We start from the raw sequence: 14,514 nt of genomic DNA, 5'->3' as shown, positions 1-14,514 counted from the left end.
TTATGTGAATTACAGCTCACTTGCTTCAAGCAAAGTCTTTACATAAGGGTGTTTAGGGGATTTGAAAACCTCTTTTGTTTCGCCATATTCAAGCATTTTTCCTTCTTTTAGAACTAATACATTTTGGCATAAACTTGCAATTACACTCAAATCGTGGCTAATGCAGAGATAGCTTAAGTGATATTGTCGGCTAAGGTTTAGCAGTAAAGTTAGAATTTGATTTTGTGTTGCGCGGTCTAATGCACTAGTTGGTTCATCTAAAATTAATATTTTTGGACGCAGAATCAAACTCCTAGCGATGCTGATTCTCTGTCTTTGCCCTCCGCTAAGCTCATTAGGATAGCGTTCTAAATAGCTTTCATCTAAGCCTACATCTATAAGACTTTGGACAATTTTTTCTCTAATGATTGTAGGTTTGAAATGAAAATGGGCTTTGATTCCCTCTTGTAGGATTTGAAAAATATTCATTTTGGGGTTTAATGAACTAAAAGGGTCTTGGAATATGATTTGAATCTCTCTTCTAAATTGACGCAATTCATTGCCTTTTAGAGCAAAGAAATCTCTTCCTAAAAGTTGCATTTCCCCTTGTATCACATTAGGTTCAAGTAGGCGACAAAGTGCATTGGCAAGGCTAGTTTTGCCACTTCCAGATTCTCCAATGATTCCTAAGCTCTCACCCTCTCTTAAAATAAAATCAAGAGGATACAGAGCCGTAAAATATTCTAAGGTTTTACCAAAAAAACTCTTTCTTATTGGATATTGGACGCCTAGATTTTTGGCTCTTAAAAGGATATTTTGCGTATAGGATTCTTGATTGTATTGGAATCCTAGTGACTGAATGAGCATTTGTGTGTAGGGGTTTTGGGGATTGTGGAATATTTCCTTTGTTGTGCCTTTTTCTACAATCTTTCCGTTTTGTAACACGATAAGTTTAGAGCAGAGTTTTGCCACCACTGCTAGATTATGGCTGATAAATAGAATGCTAAGATTAAACTTTTTTTGCAAATTGGTTAAAAGTGCGAGGATTTGTGCCTGTGTTGTGGAATCTAGTGCAGTTGTTGGTTCATCGGCAATAAGGATTTTGGGAGAATTTGCAAGGGCAATCGCAATACACACTCGTTGCCTTTGCCCTCCGCTAAGCTCATAAGGATAAGATTCCAAGATATTTTGGCTTAGATTAACATTTGTTAATAAGTCTAAAATTTTTTCCTTTAAGGCTTGTTTTGTAAGGTTTGGATTATGAATCCTGATTGCTTCGCTTAGTTGTTTTTTTATCTTTTGCAAAGGATTGAGTGCGCTTAGAGGTTCTTGAAAGATATAGCTAATTTCTTTACCGCGCAGGTTTTGCATTTGAGATTCTTTAAGAGTTAATAAATTTTGCCCAAGAAATAGAATCTCCCCGCTTTGGATTTGATAATCCTTAATGAGTTGCAAAATCAAATGGCTAAGGAGGGTTTTGCCACTTCCGGATTCCCCAACAATACCTAAAATCTCTCCTTGCCCTAAACTAAAATCAATATTTTGTAAGCAGAATCCTTGCAAAGAGACTTGGAGGGATTTTATTTGCAAAAGGCTCATTAGGCTTTTCCTCCTTTGATGGCAATGCTTTCACTCCGCAGACAATCCCGCAAACCCTCGCCAATGAAGACAAGCAAACATAAAAGCACACTCAAGGTAAAGAATCCGCTAAGTCCAAGCCAAGGAGCGTTTAGGTTGTTTTTACCTTGAGAGAGAATCTCGCCTAAACTTGCGCTAGGTGGTGGTAATCCAAGTCCTAAAAAATCTAAAGATGCTAAAGTTGTGATACTACCACAGAGAATAAAGGGTAAATAGGTAATAGTTGCCACTAACGCATTGGGTAAAATATGATAAAGAATAATGCGAAAATGACTTACTCCTAACATTTTAGCCGCTTTGATATATTCAAGATTCCGCACTTTCAAAAATTCTGCACGCACAAAAGGCACAAGCGCAATCCAAGAAAATAATAAAATCACACATAAAATACTCAAAAAATTTGGTTCTAATAGACTTGCAAAGATGATTAATACAAAAAGCATAGGCATACCACTCCAAATCTCAATCAGTCTCTGTCCTATTAAATCCACTTTTCCTCCAAAATACCCACAAATTGCCCCTATAATAAGCCCGATAATGGAGCTAAAAAAGGTAAGAATCAAGCCAAAAAGAATAGAAGTCTTTAGCCCATAGAGTAATCTTGCTAGGACATCTCGCCCCAAATCATCTGTGCCTAGAGGATTTTTAAGGCTTGGAGGTGAGGGGGCGGGTGTGGGTAAATCATAAATTACAGAATCATAAGAATAGGGGATTAAAGGCATAATAAAAAAGCCGTTTTCGCGAATTTTATCTTGCAAATAAGGGTCATTGTAGTTTGCAATACTTTCAAAGTCTCCACCAAAAGTTGTTTCTGGATAATCTTTAAGCAAAGGAAAGTAATTTTCTCCTGCATACCGAACAAAAAGAGGTTTATCATTTGCAATAAATTCTGCACTTATACAAAAGCTAAAGAGAATCGCAAAAATCCAAAGCGAAAAATATGCGCGTTTGTTTTGTTTAAATGCCAAGAATCGTCTGTGATTGAAAAGATTGCTTTTGCTCATCTTAAACCTGCTGAAAATTAATTCTTGGATCTACGAGCGTGTAGAGCAAATCACTAAGAAGAGTAATCACTAAACCAAGAAGCGTAAAAATATATAAAGAACCAAAAATCACAGGATAATCTCGCGTGATAATGGATTCATAGCCCAAAAGCCCCAAACCATCAAGAGAAAAAATAATCTCAATAAGCAGTGAGCCACTAAGTAGCATTCCAAGCAGTGCCGATGGAATAGAAGCAATGATAAGTAGCATTGCGTTGCGGAATATATGGCGATAAAGCACTTGTGATGCGTTTAAGCCTTTGGCAAAGGCAAGTTTAACATATTGCTTGTGGATTTCCTCCAAAAAAGAATTTTTAGAAAGCAGGGTTAAGGTTGCAAATCCGCCAATACTAAGCGAAAGAACGGGTAGGGTAATATGCCAAAAATAATCCTTGATTTTTCCAAACAAGCTTAGAGATTCAAAATCATCGCCTACGATTCCGCGCAAGGGGAAAAGATTAAAATATGTCCCACCGGCAAAAAGAATGATTAGGATAAGTGCAAACAAGAAAGTTGGAATCGCATTGCCAATAATAATCATTGTGCTTGTGATACTATCAAAAGTGCTTCCCTCACGCAAAGCCTTTTGGATTCCAAGTGGAATAGAAATTAAATAAATTAAAAGTGTGCTCCAAAGCCCCAAACTAATGGAGACGGGGAGCTTTTCAATCAACAAATCCACCACCTTTGTATTCTTGTAAAAACTCTCCCCAAAATTGAAAGTTAAATAGTTTTTGAGCATTAAAACATATCGTTCCAAAATAGGCTTATCAAAACCATAAAGTGCATTGATTCTAGCAAGCATTGCTTCATCTAAGCCTTGATTTTTATAAATACTATTACTGCTCACTTCTCCTTGTGTGCCTATTCCCTCTAAACGCGCAATCATTTGTTCTACCGGACCACCGGGTGCGGCTTGAATGATAAAAAAGTTTAATGTCATAATGCCAAGCAGGGTAGGGACAATCAACAAAAGCCTTTTAAAAATATATCGTCTCAATTTTTCTCTCTAACGCCGAAAATTTGGATATTTGGATTGTATTTTTTCTAATTTTTTTGGATTAGCCCACCAAGTTTCAAAGCCGATATTATAGATAGGGGTAATGGAGGGGTGTTCTAAAAAATCCCAAAAAGCAACTCTAAAGACTTTGGTGTGGAAATGCGGAATCACATAATATCCCCATAACAATACTCTATCAAGTGCGCGTGTGCTTACAAGAAGCTCTTGATAGTCTTTTGCCTGAATGATTTTATGAATGAGTGCATCTACAACCTCATCTTTAATGCCGATATAATTATAACTTCCTTGTGCGTCTGCTGCATTAGAACCCCAAAAAAAAGCTTGTTCATTACCCGGTGAGAGACTTTGCGGAAATACACTTACAATCATATCATAGTCAAATTGACGCAGTTGATTGATATATTGACTAATATCAACAATACGAATTTTCATCGTGATTCCCAAGGTTTGCAAGTTCTTTTGAAATGGAATCGCAACGCGTTCCATTGCAGGGCTTGTTAGCAATAGCTCAAAGACAAAAGGCTTCTCTTGAATGTTTTGTGTGGAATCTTGTCCGCTGATTTGTTTTTTTGGCGTATAAAGTTTGCCATTTTTAATAGTAAAACCCGCTTCTTTTAATAGGGTTTGCGCTTTTTTAAGGTTTTCGCGATTGTTTCCATCTCCCTTGCTTTTTGGAAGTGAAAAGTTTTGAGTAAATAACTCTTGTGGAAGTTTTGTGCGGTAGGGTTCTAAGAGTTCCAACTCCGATCCTAGTGGAATCCCAACACTTGCAAACTCGGAATTATCAAAAAAGCTTTTTGTGCGGCTATATTGATTAAAGAAAAGATTTTTGTTGCTCCATTCAAAATCAAATGCAAGTCCTATGGCTTCACGCACACGTCTATCCTTAAATAAATCTTTGCGTAGATTAAACACAAACCCTTGCATACCGCTTGGCAGAGAATGGAATAATTCAAGCTTTTGAATATCTTGATTTTTCAATGCAATGCCCTGATACCCTACTGCCCAATTTTTCGCACTAGACTCCTCACGATAGTCGTATCTCCCGGATTTAAAAGCCTCCAATGCCACCGCATCGTCTTTATAATAATCGATTGTGATTTTATTAAAATTAAAATATCCCACACGCGTTGGGTGATTCTTAGCCCAATAATTTTCCACACGTTTGTAAGTTATGCTGCGTCCTGCTTCAAAGGATTCTATGACATAAGGACCGCTACCTAGTGGAATCTTTAAGGGGTTATCGTTTAGATTTATCTTTTCATAATAATGTTTGGGCAAAATTGGCAAATCTCCCAAAATCAAGGCTAATTCGCGATTTTTATTATCTTTGAAATTAAAGCGGACGGTGTATTTATCTACAACAATCACTTCCTTAATGTCTGCATAATATCGCACCATTGAGGGATTCTCACCCCTTGCAATCGTATTGAAACTAAACTCTACATCAAAAGCGGTGATTTCTTTTCCATCGTTAAAATGTGCATTTTCATTCAAATGAAAAATTACAAAAGTATTATCCTTTGCCCTCTGTACTTGTTTGGCAACAAGTCCGTATTGACTGCTTGGTTCATCAAAAGAACGCACCATTAGAGTATCATAAAGCAATGAAAGCCCCTTAGCACTTGTGCCTTTAAGCAAAAAATCATAAAAGCTATCATAGCTCCCTAGCGCATATTGTTTGATATGTCCTCCTTTGGGGGCATTAGGATTCACATAATCAAAAGAAGTAAAGTTTTTGTATTTTACTTCTCCATTGGCACTAAAGGCAGAATCGCTATAAGTTTGGGCTAAAAGAGAAGAAACAAATAACAAGCCAACCAAGAGAATACGCATAAATTTCCTTCAATAATCATTCTAAATTAAATCAAATATTCTAGCAAATTAAAGTTAATAATTCTTCACATTTTCTTCACATTTTCCTATTAAACTTCCATAAATTTTCAAAAAGGAGTCTTTAATGACAAAACAATTTCGCAACATTCACATCTATTTAAGCTTATTTTTCTTACCTATCGCATTAATGTATGCAATTACAGGGATTTTATATATTAGCGGTTTTAATCAGGATAGCGGAGCAACAAAGCAAACTTACACTCTAGTAAAAGAGATAGAAAAAGGGCAAGAATCCCAAGTGCTTATAGATTATCTTAAAGAGAATCGTTTGAAAGTTCCAAGTAATTTAGAGGCTAAAATGGATAGGAAAAGTGGCGCATTGCAAATGGGTGGAGTGCATTATTCTGTAAGCATTAAACAAAATGCGGATTCTACTTGGAGTATTACAACTTTGGAGCGTAGTTTGATTGGGGATATGATTATGCTTCACAAGGCAAAGGCAAAATGGTATTTTGATGTTCTTGCGATTGGGTTTGGAATCACTCTTGTTTTGCTTTATCTTTCTGGTTTAATGATTACGCTCTTTAATAGCAAGAAAAATCGCGGAATCCAATACGCGACTATTTTAGCTGGGGTTGTCATTAGTATTGCGGTGGGTGCTTTGAGTGTAATGTAAAAGTTGGTTTTTGTGTTTAAGATTCTGCTTGAAATAGACTTTTCATCTTAGCAACGCCAAGTTATAATGGAATCTTAAGATATTTTAGTTTATTATTTTTTAACTTTATTTAGGAGGTGCTGCTATGGCATGTTTTGTTGAATCTATCGTGGTTGCCGGTGTGTTAAGTGTTGTTAAAAAAAATGTGGCAAGACAAGAGAAAGCTAAAAATGATGTGCAAACTTTGCATAAAATCTCTTGGAGTAGAAAATTAGGTTGGCTTGTAAATATGCTTTGGGGCGGCGTTTTCTTGCTTTGTATTGAGCATATATGGCATGGCGAAATTGTCGCTTATCCTCCATTCTTAACCGCAATGAGTTCCCCAGAGGAAACACAGGCAATGATGTATGAGATTTTAACCATTGGTAGTGCGCAGGTTGCGTTGATTGTTGCAATTTGGGCTATAATGGTAGTTTGTGCAGACAAAATGTATGCAAATTTGACTTCAAAAACACAAATGGCATAAGGCGCAAAAATGTGTTTGCTCATCACTTTGTTTGCGGCAGTGATTTCAAGTATTTGTTGGTTTGTTAGCAATCCTCAAAAGAATCTACAATTAGGCACTTTGAGTCTTATGTATTGGGGGGCTGGTTTAATGTGGATTGTGGATTGTGTTTTTGCTCTTAGTGCGGGGGAGCCATTTTTGGATATTAGCGGAGAGGACGCAATTCTTGGTGGAATCGTTGTTCTTGCTGGTTTGATTGCTTGGTTTGTGCTTTTGCTTGTTAAAAATCCAAAACGGCTTTTTGCAGGTTCAATTTAATTTTTTAAGATTCTACATTCAAGTAGAATCTTAGCTATTGCGGTGTTTGTAATCTTCATAGGAAAACTCTTTAAATAATTCAAATTCTCCATTTTCGTGCAACATACCAATACAAGGCAGAGGAATCCCATTGAAAGTATTGTTTTTGACAATCGTGTAATGCACCATATCTTCAAAAATTATTTTATCCCCAATTTGAAGCGGTTCTTTAAAGCTATAATCCCCAATTATATCGCCTGCTAGACAAGTTGGACCTCCAAAGCGATAGGCATAAGGTTTTTCACCCTTTAATTGGAGCTTACTATGCTTTTTAATAATTTTTGCTTTAAAGCTGTTGCGCACCATTGGACGATAGGGCATTTCAAGACAATCTGGCATATGTGCAGTGGCACTTACATCTAAAATAGCGATATCCATACCATTTCGGACAATGTCTATCACGCTACCAACGAGGAATCCACATTGCCAACCGATTGCCTCACCGGGTTCTAAATAAACCTCTGTTTTAAATTTGGATTTAAAGTTTCGGATTATTTTAATGAGTAATTCCACATTGTAGTCTTTTCGTGTGATGTGATGTCCGCCACCAAAATTAATCCAACGCATTTGCGGGATATATTCCCCAAAGTGCGCAACAAAATGCTTTAATGTTCTTTTGAGTGCATCACTATTTTGTTCGCAATGTGTATGAAAATGTAAACCGCTAATGCCCTCCAATCCGAATTTTTTTACCCCCTTTTTAAATTCCTCTGGTGTGATACCAAGTCTTGAACCCTGAACGCAAGGATTATAGATTTCTGGAGTAACTTCGCTATACTTTGGATTTACGCGCAATCCAACCTCAATTTTTGATTGTCCTTTACGCTCTCTAAGTTGGTTTTGAGATTCTATCATTTCCTTGAAAGTTTGCCATTGTGTGAAAGAATTAAAGATAATATGGTTGGAAATTTGCACAAGCTCTTGCATTTCCTCTTGTTTATAGGACGGGCTAAAGGTAGTGATTTCTTTACCAAACTCTTCATAGCCTAAACGCGCTTCATAGATTCCACTTGCAGTAATGCCACTTAGGTAGGTTTTAGCAATATTAAAACTTCTCCATAGTGCGTAACCTTTGAGTGCTAATAATATTTTTGCACCACTGCGCTGTTCCACAGATTGCAATAATTGCAAGTTTTGTTTAAATTTGCTTTCCTCTAATACATAGCAAGGGCTTGGTAAAGAAGCAAAATTTTTAGGGTAATGATGGATTAGGGATTTTGTGTTTTGGTTAGACATTGCGTTGCTCCTTTTTGCTTTTGATAAATTCTAGCAAATCCTTGCTTGTATAGAGATTTTTAGGTAGATTTTGTAGGCAAATTTTAAAAACTTCCAAGGCTGTTTTGGAATCTTGCAAAGCACGATGAAGATTTTGATGGTGAATCCCTAGAAATTCATTTAAAAACCCTAACGAATAACGAGGGGATTGGAGGGTTTTTTTTGCGAGTTGTATTGTGCAGAGTTTTGTGTTATAAAGATAGCCGAATCCACAATGGTGGAGAGAATGGCTTAAAAAATTGTAATCAAATTCTACATTATGAGCAACAAAGATTGAATCTCCCAAGAATAATTTAAAAGATTCCAAAACTTTAGAGATTTTGGGTGCATTTGTGAGCATTGAAGCATCAATGCCTGTGATTTTGGTGATGTATTCTGGGATTTCTTCACAAAAGACGAGAGATTCAAAAGTATCCGTGATTTTTCCATTACTAAACTTGATTGCACCAATTTCAATAGGGTGATGAATAAAAGGATTGTGTCCATTTGTTTCTATATCTACAATACAGAAAGATTCTAAGTTTATGGGTGTTAAATTTGGGCGATAATAAACCTTGTTGTGAGCAAATTCTAGTGGGATTCCACTGCCTTTGATGAGTTCAAGCTCACTTGCGCTTTGCCCAAATAAACCTGCTATTTCAGAAAGCAAAGACAAGAATTCATTTTCACTTAAAGGACGTTTTTCTAGTTTTGAAATGATTTTGTCATAAGTTTTTGGCATTTAGAAACCTCTATTGATTGTCCTTTCTACCTATGGTATCGGCACTTTTTGCTAATTGCAAGCACCATACCTATCATTATGCTTGTAGCAAGAATGGAGCTTCCACCATAGCTTAAAAGAGGAACAGCAATGCCTTTAATAGGGATTAAACCAGAGATTCCAAACGCATTGATTAAAAAGGAGAATCCTAGCAAAACTGCTACTCCAGAGCAAAAAAGATAATACATTGTGTTTTCGCAACGATTAGCAATTTTAAGAATCCTAAAAATAAGTGTAACAAAAAGTAGGCTAATGCAAAGCAAACCAATAAAGCCAATCTCCTCTGCAATCCCTGCTAGAATCACATCGGTATGCACTTCGCTTAAAAAGCCTAATTTTATCAAACCATTTCCTAATCCCTCTCCCAAGATTCCACCATTTGCAATCGCATTAAGAGAATGTTGAATCTGATAGGGTTCGGGTAAGTTTTCAATGCGTAAGGAATCCGCAATGGATTGTGGAAAGATAGACAAGATTAAATCTTGTATTCTTGCCCACCAAGCCTTGATACGCATTATACGATGGGTGCTTGTAACAATCACGACAATAAAAAGCGCAAAAGCCCCACTTAAAAGATATAAAAACAACTTAAAAGAAGAACCCGCAAAAGTCATCATCAATGCAAGAGTTGCACCCAAAAGCACAATTTGTCCTAAATCGTTTTGCAAAATCGCAATCAAATAAACTGCGATTAAAAAAACTACCACATAAGGCAGAAAAGTAATAAATTCTTCTTTGAGGTTTTTTTGTTCTAAAAGAGAAAATTTACGAGAAAAACTCCAAGCCAAAAAGACGATAAAGCCAATTTTAAAAAATTCTACCGGTGCGAGTGAAAAGAAAGGAAGCCGAATCCAACGTTTTGCTCCACCCGCACTTGTTGCGAGGCTTTCGGGCAGAAAGTGCATAATAAGCATTAAAAAGATTCCACCAAAGAATAAGGAGAATCCAAACCATAAAATAAAATGGTCTGGATTGCAACGAGAAATTCCCCACATAATCATAATTCCAAGCACTCCCGCAATAAGCTGCCTTAACACAAAATGAAACTCTCCATAGTTGTAATACAAGATAGCAAATGAAGAGAGTGAATAAGAAAAAATAATGCTAATAGTGATTAAACTTGCGCTTATGATAAATAATGGGCGATCAACCATTGAATCCCTTTTATGATTTTTGTATTTTAGCTCAACTTATGGAACAAAATAATAAACAAGAAAGAATCCGCCAACAGCAAGAATGCCAAATAAAATAAATGCCAATACAAATGCCTTGCCACCAAATTCTAAAAATTTTTTCAAATCTACTTGGAGACCTAAGGCACTCATTGCCATAACCAAAAAGAATCCCGATAGAAATTTAAAGAAAGAGACTGCTTCATCAGGCAAGTTTATCAAAGAATGCAAGATGACAACCCCTAAGAACCAAAATGCAAACCAAGGAATATGTAATTTCCTTTTGCCTCCTTCTTTGCTCTCTGCAAAGAAATAAGGAACAACAAGCAAGACAGCAACCAACAACAAAACGCGAATCATTTTTACAATCAAAGCGACTTCTTGTGTTTCTTGAGAGATTGCATCTCCAGCCCCAACAACATTTGCTAATTCGTGCAAAGTAAGTCCAATATAATAACCCTCTTGAGTGTAATTGAGCGGAATCAATCCTAGCGCATAAACTATAGGGTATAAGAACATTCCCAAAAGTCCAAAAATAACGACCGTGCCTACCGCGATGATTCCTTTGTAGGGTTTAGATTTTAAGGAGGATTCTAGTGCTAAAATTGCTGCTGCTCCGCAAATTGCGCTTCCACCACTTACCAAAATAGCAATTTCTTTGTCCAAGCCCAAAAGCTTCACTCCTATAAGATAACCAATCCATAAAACAAACACTACCACCACAACACTCAAAAGGATTCCATTGAATCCAACAGAGGCAATGCTTGTCAATGTTACATTAAAACCATATAGAATAATACCAATTCTTAAGAGTTTTTTTGCGCTAAATGCGACTGCTTTTTCACAAGTTTTTTCTGTTTGTCTAAAGAGTGGAGAAACTAAGATTCCAAAAACAACCCCGATGATTAAAGGTGATAAATGTAATTTAAGAATCAAAGGGAGTGAAGCAATATAATAACTTGCCAAGCTCACCAAAAGTACCAATGTAAAACCATTAAGCCATTCATTTATGAAGTTGTTTTTGAATGATTGCATTGTTTGAGACATTCTATGCCTTTGATAAGTTTTAGTTTTTATGGGTTATGCCCTTTGCGAAATTGAAGTGTAGCAAATTCTATTTAAAATTTACTTTTTAGCAAATTATTTTTTCAATTAAATCAGGCTTATTTGCACTCATAAAATGAATTTTTTGATGTATTTTGTAAAGATTTGAAAATAAGATTTGACTTTTTTCTAATCCCACTTGCGCTTCTGTGTTTTGCTCACTTGCCAATTTCATCTCTTTTAGCCAATTTTCAGGAATAAACACGCCGGGCAATTTGTGATGCAAGAATAGGGCGGTTTTATAAGAGAAAATCGGAAAGAATCCAAAGACTAATACGCATTTTGTTTGATTTTTGTGTATTGATTTGCTCACACCATTCTAGCAATTCTTGTGCAATATTTATATCATAAATGGGTTGCGTAAAAATGGCGTGAGCCCCATTTTGTATTTTTTCTTGCATTTTGTTGTAAAGATTTTCCTTTTTGTTTGCATAGGAGTTTAAAACGCAAAAAGGATAAATAGGCTTGGAATCCCCATTTAATGTCGTGCCATTAATATCTTTTTGGCAATTTAGTGCTTTAATGATTTTTAAAAGCAACAAACTATTTCCTTCAAATACGCCTTTAGCTTGTGGCTGATTGCCAAGTCGTAAAGGATCGCCTGTTAAGGCTAATATTAGTCGCAAGTCAAGGCTATTCATACCTACAATATCACTTTGTAGGGCAAGTGTATTTTTATCCCGCATAGAAATTGTCGTAATGCTTGGAATCTTAAAGGTATTTTGGAGTTTAAGACTTGCTAGAATCGCACTATGTTTGAGTTTGCCCAAAGGAGAATCCGTGCAAACAAATGCGTCTAGCTTTGTGATAAATTGTTCATTTTGAAGCTTAGAAAAAAGTGGTTCAAGATTGAAACTAGCGGGGGCAGAAAACTCGTAAGTAAAACATTTGCCTTTTGTAGCTAATTTATCCATAAAAGATTCTATTTGTGAGCTTTGAAAAGTGTCTGCAACTATATTGTCGGTTTTTAAAAGAGTATTTGTCATCAAGATTCCTCATTGATTGTCTATAAAATTTTGAGAAATTTTATCAAAAATTTTATCTTTGTCTATGAAAATGATATTTTAATCTATGATAAATTCTCTTTAAAAATGAATTCCTTTGGTGGGGGAGAGACAAAACGATAGCCTAGAATCTCAACGGAGTGTGCGTGTAATAAAATGCGATAAGAGGGCTTTGCTCCATAGAGTGTATCGCCAATAATGGGGTGTTTTAAATGAGCTAAATGTGCGCGGATTTGGTGTGTTTTTCCTGTTTTGATTTCCACATTTAGTTTTGTTTTTTTGCCTGAAATTTCTAAGGGGCAAATGTGTGTGATTGCCTTTTGTCCTTCGCCATTTTTGCTAATTGTAACTTTAGCAAACCTTCCTTTTTTAATAAGTAAGGGCGCAGTAATTTCGCATTCCTCTTCTATAATACCCTCTGTGATAGCAATATAGTGCTTGATGACTTGCATTTGTTTAAAAGATTCTTTCGCTTTGAGGTGAAATTCACTTTGGTCTTTTACTAGCAATAAAACACCGCTAGTCTCTTTGTCCAACCTATGAAGTAAAACCCACTGCGGATAGTTTTTAGCAACTTCCTCACTTGTGAAAAAAGCGGGTTTATCAAGGGCTAAAATGTTTTCATCTTTAAAAATTTCTTGGATTTTAGGAATATTTTGAATGTTAAAATGCGTGTTGGGTGCAAGTAAGCTCCGCGCAATTTGTATTTTTTTGCCGTTAATGCTAACTAACCCTCTGTCTATGAGGTTTTTTGCTTCGTTGTTTGAGATATTTTCTTGCAATGCTAGAAGTTTATAGGCTTTTTGCGCACCTTTTGGAATCTTTAGTACTTGCGTTGATGGTTTATTTTGCTTTTTAGTCAAGGTTGCATTGGATTTAGAATGCTGTTTTTTAGGATATTGAGAGTGTTTCATTGAAAGCCTTATGAGTGGATTGTTTGAATAATTTTTGTCAAATTGAATGTTTTGGTAATTTTTGCATTCTGTAAAAACTCATATCTTTTTAAGACTTTTGGCAAACTTTGAATGTGGCATAAAGTATAGTTTTGTATGTTTCCAAAAAGGGCTTTTTGGTTAAAAATATAAAATCCACTAATGAGTTTAGTGTGAAAAAAAGCTGGTTCTATCGGATTGTGTCCTCCAATACCCTTCAAAAAACTTCCACCCAAAATTACTCCTTGTGCAATTTTATAAAGATTATTCAATTCACCCAAAGAATCCAACAAGATAAAAGGCGCGTTAAAGGATTCTTGCACACCATTTGTGGAAGTTTTGGTAAGAGGTGGGAGAGAGTGAGATTTCAAAATTTTGTTTAATTGCGATTCTACTTCCAAAAAACGTTCTGGGTGGCGAGGAGCAAACAAAAAATGTGGCATAGATTCTTTTTTTGGATTGGAATTGTCTAGGAAAAATGCTTTTAAGATAGCATCTAAAATTAAAACTTCCTCACTTTGGTTTTGTTTGCAATGTGTGCTAGCAATAACCCATAAAGGTTGCTTTGGAGCAGTGTAATTAGTATTTATTTGTGGAATCTGGGCTAATTTCAAATTTCCTAAAATATGGATATTTTTAGCTCCTAGAAGTTGGAGATGTTTTTCGTCTGAATGTGTTTGACAAAAAACTTGGTCTATAAAGCCAAAAAGTCTGGAGTAAAAAAAGCGGAATCGCAAATAGCGCGGGAGGGAGCGCGTAGAGATTCTAGCATTGATTAATAGTGTTTTTGCTCCCTTCAATCTAGCACAAACCAATGGCATAAGCCATAATTCCGCCTCTACTAATGTGAAGCTTACAAGAGTGCTATTGCGTAGCCAAAAAGGAATTAAGGTTTCAAAGGGCAAATAGCGCACGACACACTTTGGATAGAGATTCTTAGCAAGAGTAAAACCTGTTTGTGTTGTGGTAGTAAGTAAAATTTTTTCATCATTGCCAAGTCTTTTGGTGAGGGATTCTATAACCATTTGCAAGGATTGCACTTCGCCAAAAGAACAAGCGTGTAACCAATGAAGTTTAAAACCTATTGCCTCTTGTAAAGAATCTGGCACAAAGAATCGCTTTTTGAGAGAGTAACGATATTTTTGCTTGAAACTTAAAAGAAATAAAAAAGGTATAGCACAAAGATGCACTATACAAAGCATAATGTAGTAAATGCTAGTGAAAAAATTCATT

General features: G+C 35.9%; 14 protein-coding genes. 3 read left to right on the top strand and 11 right to left on the bottom strand.

The window, feature by feature from the left end; genetic code table 11:
- Nucleotides 1-9 precede the first annotated feature (9 nt).
- From BS85_RS0101310 to BS85_RS0101295, 4 genes are all read right to left on the bottom strand, one after another.
- Nucleotides 10-1,578 (bottom strand): dipeptide ABC transporter ATP-binding protein, encoded by a 1,569-nt coding sequence (locus BS85_RS0101310; protein WP_026943208.1) that lies wholly within the window; start codon nt 1,576-1,578, stop codon nt 10-12.
- Nucleotides 1,578-2,621, bottom strand: coding sequence for an ABC transporter permease (locus tag BS85_RS10010; protein WP_034550887.1), 1,044 nt, complete (start codon nt 2,619-2,621; stop codon nt 1,578-1,580). The genes BS85_RS0101310 and BS85_RS10010 overlap by 1 nt, the downstream gene beginning before the upstream one ends.
- Before the next feature lies 1 nt (nt 2,622).
- Nucleotides 2,623-3,603 carry an ABC transporter permease subunit gene (locus BS85_RS0101300; RefSeq protein ID WP_051604629.1) on the bottom strand — a complete coding sequence of 327 codons (981 nt, stop codon included), beginning with the start codon at nt 3,601-3,603 and terminating at the stop codon, nt 2,623-2,625.
- A gap of 66 nt (nt 3,604-3,669) precedes the next feature.
- Nucleotides 3,670-5,517: an extracellular solute-binding protein gene (locus BS85_RS0101295; protein WP_026943206.1), complete on the bottom strand. Its 1,848-nt coding sequence runs from the start codon at nt 5,515-5,517 to the stop codon at nt 3,670-3,672.
- Nucleotides 5,518-5,641: 124 nt separating this feature from the next.
- On the opposite strand from BS85_RS0101295, the gene BS85_RS0101290 reads away from it, so the two are divergent.
- From BS85_RS0101290 to BS85_RS0101280, 3 genes are all read left to right on the top strand, one after another.
- Nucleotides 5,642-6,193, top strand: coding sequence for a membrane protein (locus tag BS85_RS0101290; protein WP_026943205.1), 552 nt, complete (start codon nt 5,642-5,644; stop codon nt 6,191-6,193).
- 124 nt (nt 6,194-6,317) lie between these two features.
- Nucleotides 6,318-6,698: a hypothetical protein gene (locus BS85_RS0101285; RefSeq protein ID WP_026943204.1), complete on the top strand. Its 381-nt coding sequence runs from the start codon at nt 6,318-6,320 to the stop codon at nt 6,696-6,698.
- Nucleotides 6,699-6,707: 9 nt separating this feature from the next.
- Nucleotides 6,708-6,995, top strand: a complete 288-nt coding sequence (locus tag BS85_RS0101280; RefSeq protein WP_026943203.1) for a hypothetical protein — start codon at nt 6,708-6,710, stop codon at nt 6,993-6,995.
- Between the two features lie 30 nt (nt 6,996-7,025).
- Here BS85_RS0101280 and nspC read toward each other — a convergent pair whose 3' ends face one another.
- The 7 genes from nspC to waaA form a co-directional block, all read right to left on the bottom strand.
- On the bottom strand, nt 7,026-8,270 hold the full coding sequence (nspC, locus tag BS85_RS0101275) for a carboxynorspermidine decarboxylase (RefSeq protein WP_051604623.1): 1,245 nt from the start codon (nt 8,268-8,270) through the stop codon (nt 7,026-7,028).
- The gene (locus tag BS85_RS0101270; RefSeq protein ID WP_026943201.1) at nt 8,263-9,030 is read right to left on the bottom strand and encodes a 3'-5' exonuclease; all 768 of its coding nucleotides are present in this window, start codon (nt 9,028-9,030) and stop codon (nt 8,263-8,265) included. Before BS85_RS0101270 ends, nspC begins: the two co-directional genes overlap by 8 nt.
- 26 nt (nt 9,031-9,056) lie before the next feature.
- On the bottom strand, nt 9,057-10,223 hold the full coding sequence (locus tag BS85_RS0101265; protein ID WP_026943200.1) for an FtsW/RodA/SpoVE family cell cycle protein: 1,167 nt from the start codon (nt 10,221-10,223) through the stop codon (nt 9,057-9,059).
- Between the two features lie 36 nt (nt 10,224-10,259).
- Nucleotides 10,260-11,288 carry a YeiH family protein gene (locus BS85_RS0101260; protein ID WP_026943199.1) on the bottom strand — a complete coding sequence of 343 codons (1,029 nt, stop codon included), beginning with the start codon at nt 11,286-11,288 and terminating at the stop codon, nt 10,260-10,262.
- 296 nt (nt 11,289-11,584) lie between these two features.
- Entirely contained in the window at nt 11,585-12,331 is a 747-nt protein-coding gene (locus BS85_RS10005; protein ID WP_245596252.1) for a methylenetetrahydrofolate reductase, read from the bottom strand.
- A gap of 83 nt (nt 12,332-12,414) precedes the next feature.
- Nucleotides 12,415-13,263, bottom strand: a complete 849-nt coding sequence (locus BS85_RS0101250) for a pseudouridine synthase family protein (protein WP_084310112.1) — start codon at nt 13,261-13,263, stop codon at nt 12,415-12,417.
- 8 nt (nt 13,264-13,271) lie between these two features.
- Entirely contained in the window at nt 13,272-14,513 is a 1,242-nt protein-coding gene (gene waaA / locus BS85_RS0101245) for a lipid IV(A) 3-deoxy-D-manno-octulosonic acid transferase (protein ID WP_026943197.1), read from the bottom strand.
- Nucleotide 14,514 lies beyond the last annotated feature (1 nt).

Source organism: Helicobacter rodentium ATCC 700285 (assembly GCF_000687535.1).
Lineage (GTDB): Bacteria > Campylobacterota > Campylobacteria > Campylobacterales > Helicobacteraceae > Helicobacter_D > Helicobacter_D rodentium.
The sequence above is the reverse complement of the archived record's forward strand: the minus strand, read 5'-3'. Positions and strand labels throughout refer to the sequence as shown.

Coding starts and splice junctions, on each gene's coding strand:
- BS85_RS0101280 (WP_026943203.1), top strand. CDS start 6,708: ATGTGTTTGCTCATCACTTTGTTTGCGGCAGTGATTTCAAGTATTTGT.
- BS85_RS0101310 (WP_026943208.1), bottom strand. CDS start 1,578: ATGAGCCTTTTGCAAATAAAATCCCTCCAAGTCTCTTTGCAAGGATTC.
- waaA (WP_026943197.1), bottom strand. CDS start 14,513: ATGAATTTTTTCACTAGCATTTACTACATTATGCTTTGTATAGTGCAT.
- BS85_RS0101260 (WP_026943199.1), bottom strand. CDS start 11,288: ATGTCTCAAACAATGCAATCATTCAAAAACAACTTCATAAATGAATGG.
- BS85_RS0101300 (WP_051604629.1), bottom strand. CDS start 3,603: ATGACATTAAACTTTTTTATCATTCAAGCCGCACCCGGTGGTCCGGTA.
- BS85_RS0101265 (WP_026943200.1), bottom strand. CDS start 10,223: ATGGTTGATCGCCCATTATTTATCATAAGCGCAAGTTTAATCACTATT.
- BS85_RS0101285 (WP_026943204.1), top strand. CDS start 6,318: ATGGCATGTTTTGTTGAATCTATCGTGGTTGCCGGTGTGTTAAGTGTT.
- BS85_RS0101290 (WP_026943205.1), top strand. CDS start 5,642: ATGACAAAACAATTTCGCAACATTCACATCTATTTAAGCTTATTTTTC.
- BS85_RS0101270 (WP_026943201.1), bottom strand. CDS start 9,030: ATGCCAAAAACTTATGACAAAATCATTTCAAAACTAGAAAAACGTCCT.
- BS85_RS0101250 (WP_084310112.1), bottom strand. CDS start 13,263: ATGAAACACTCTCAATATCCTAAAAAACAGCATTCTAAATCCAATGCA.
- BS85_RS10005 (WP_245596252.1), bottom strand. CDS start 12,331: ATGACAAATACTCTTTTAAAAACCGACAATATAGTTGCAGACACTTTT.
- BS85_RS0101295 (WP_026943206.1), bottom strand. CDS start 5,517: ATGCGTATTCTCTTGGTTGGCTTGTTATTTGTTTCTTCTCTTTTAGCC.
- nspC (WP_051604623.1), bottom strand. CDS start 8,270: ATGTCTAACCAAAACACAAAATCCCTAATCCATCATTACCCTAAAAAT.
- BS85_RS10010 (WP_034550887.1), bottom strand. CDS start 2,621: ATGAGCAAAAGCAATCTTTTCAATCACAGACGATTCTTGGCATTTAAA.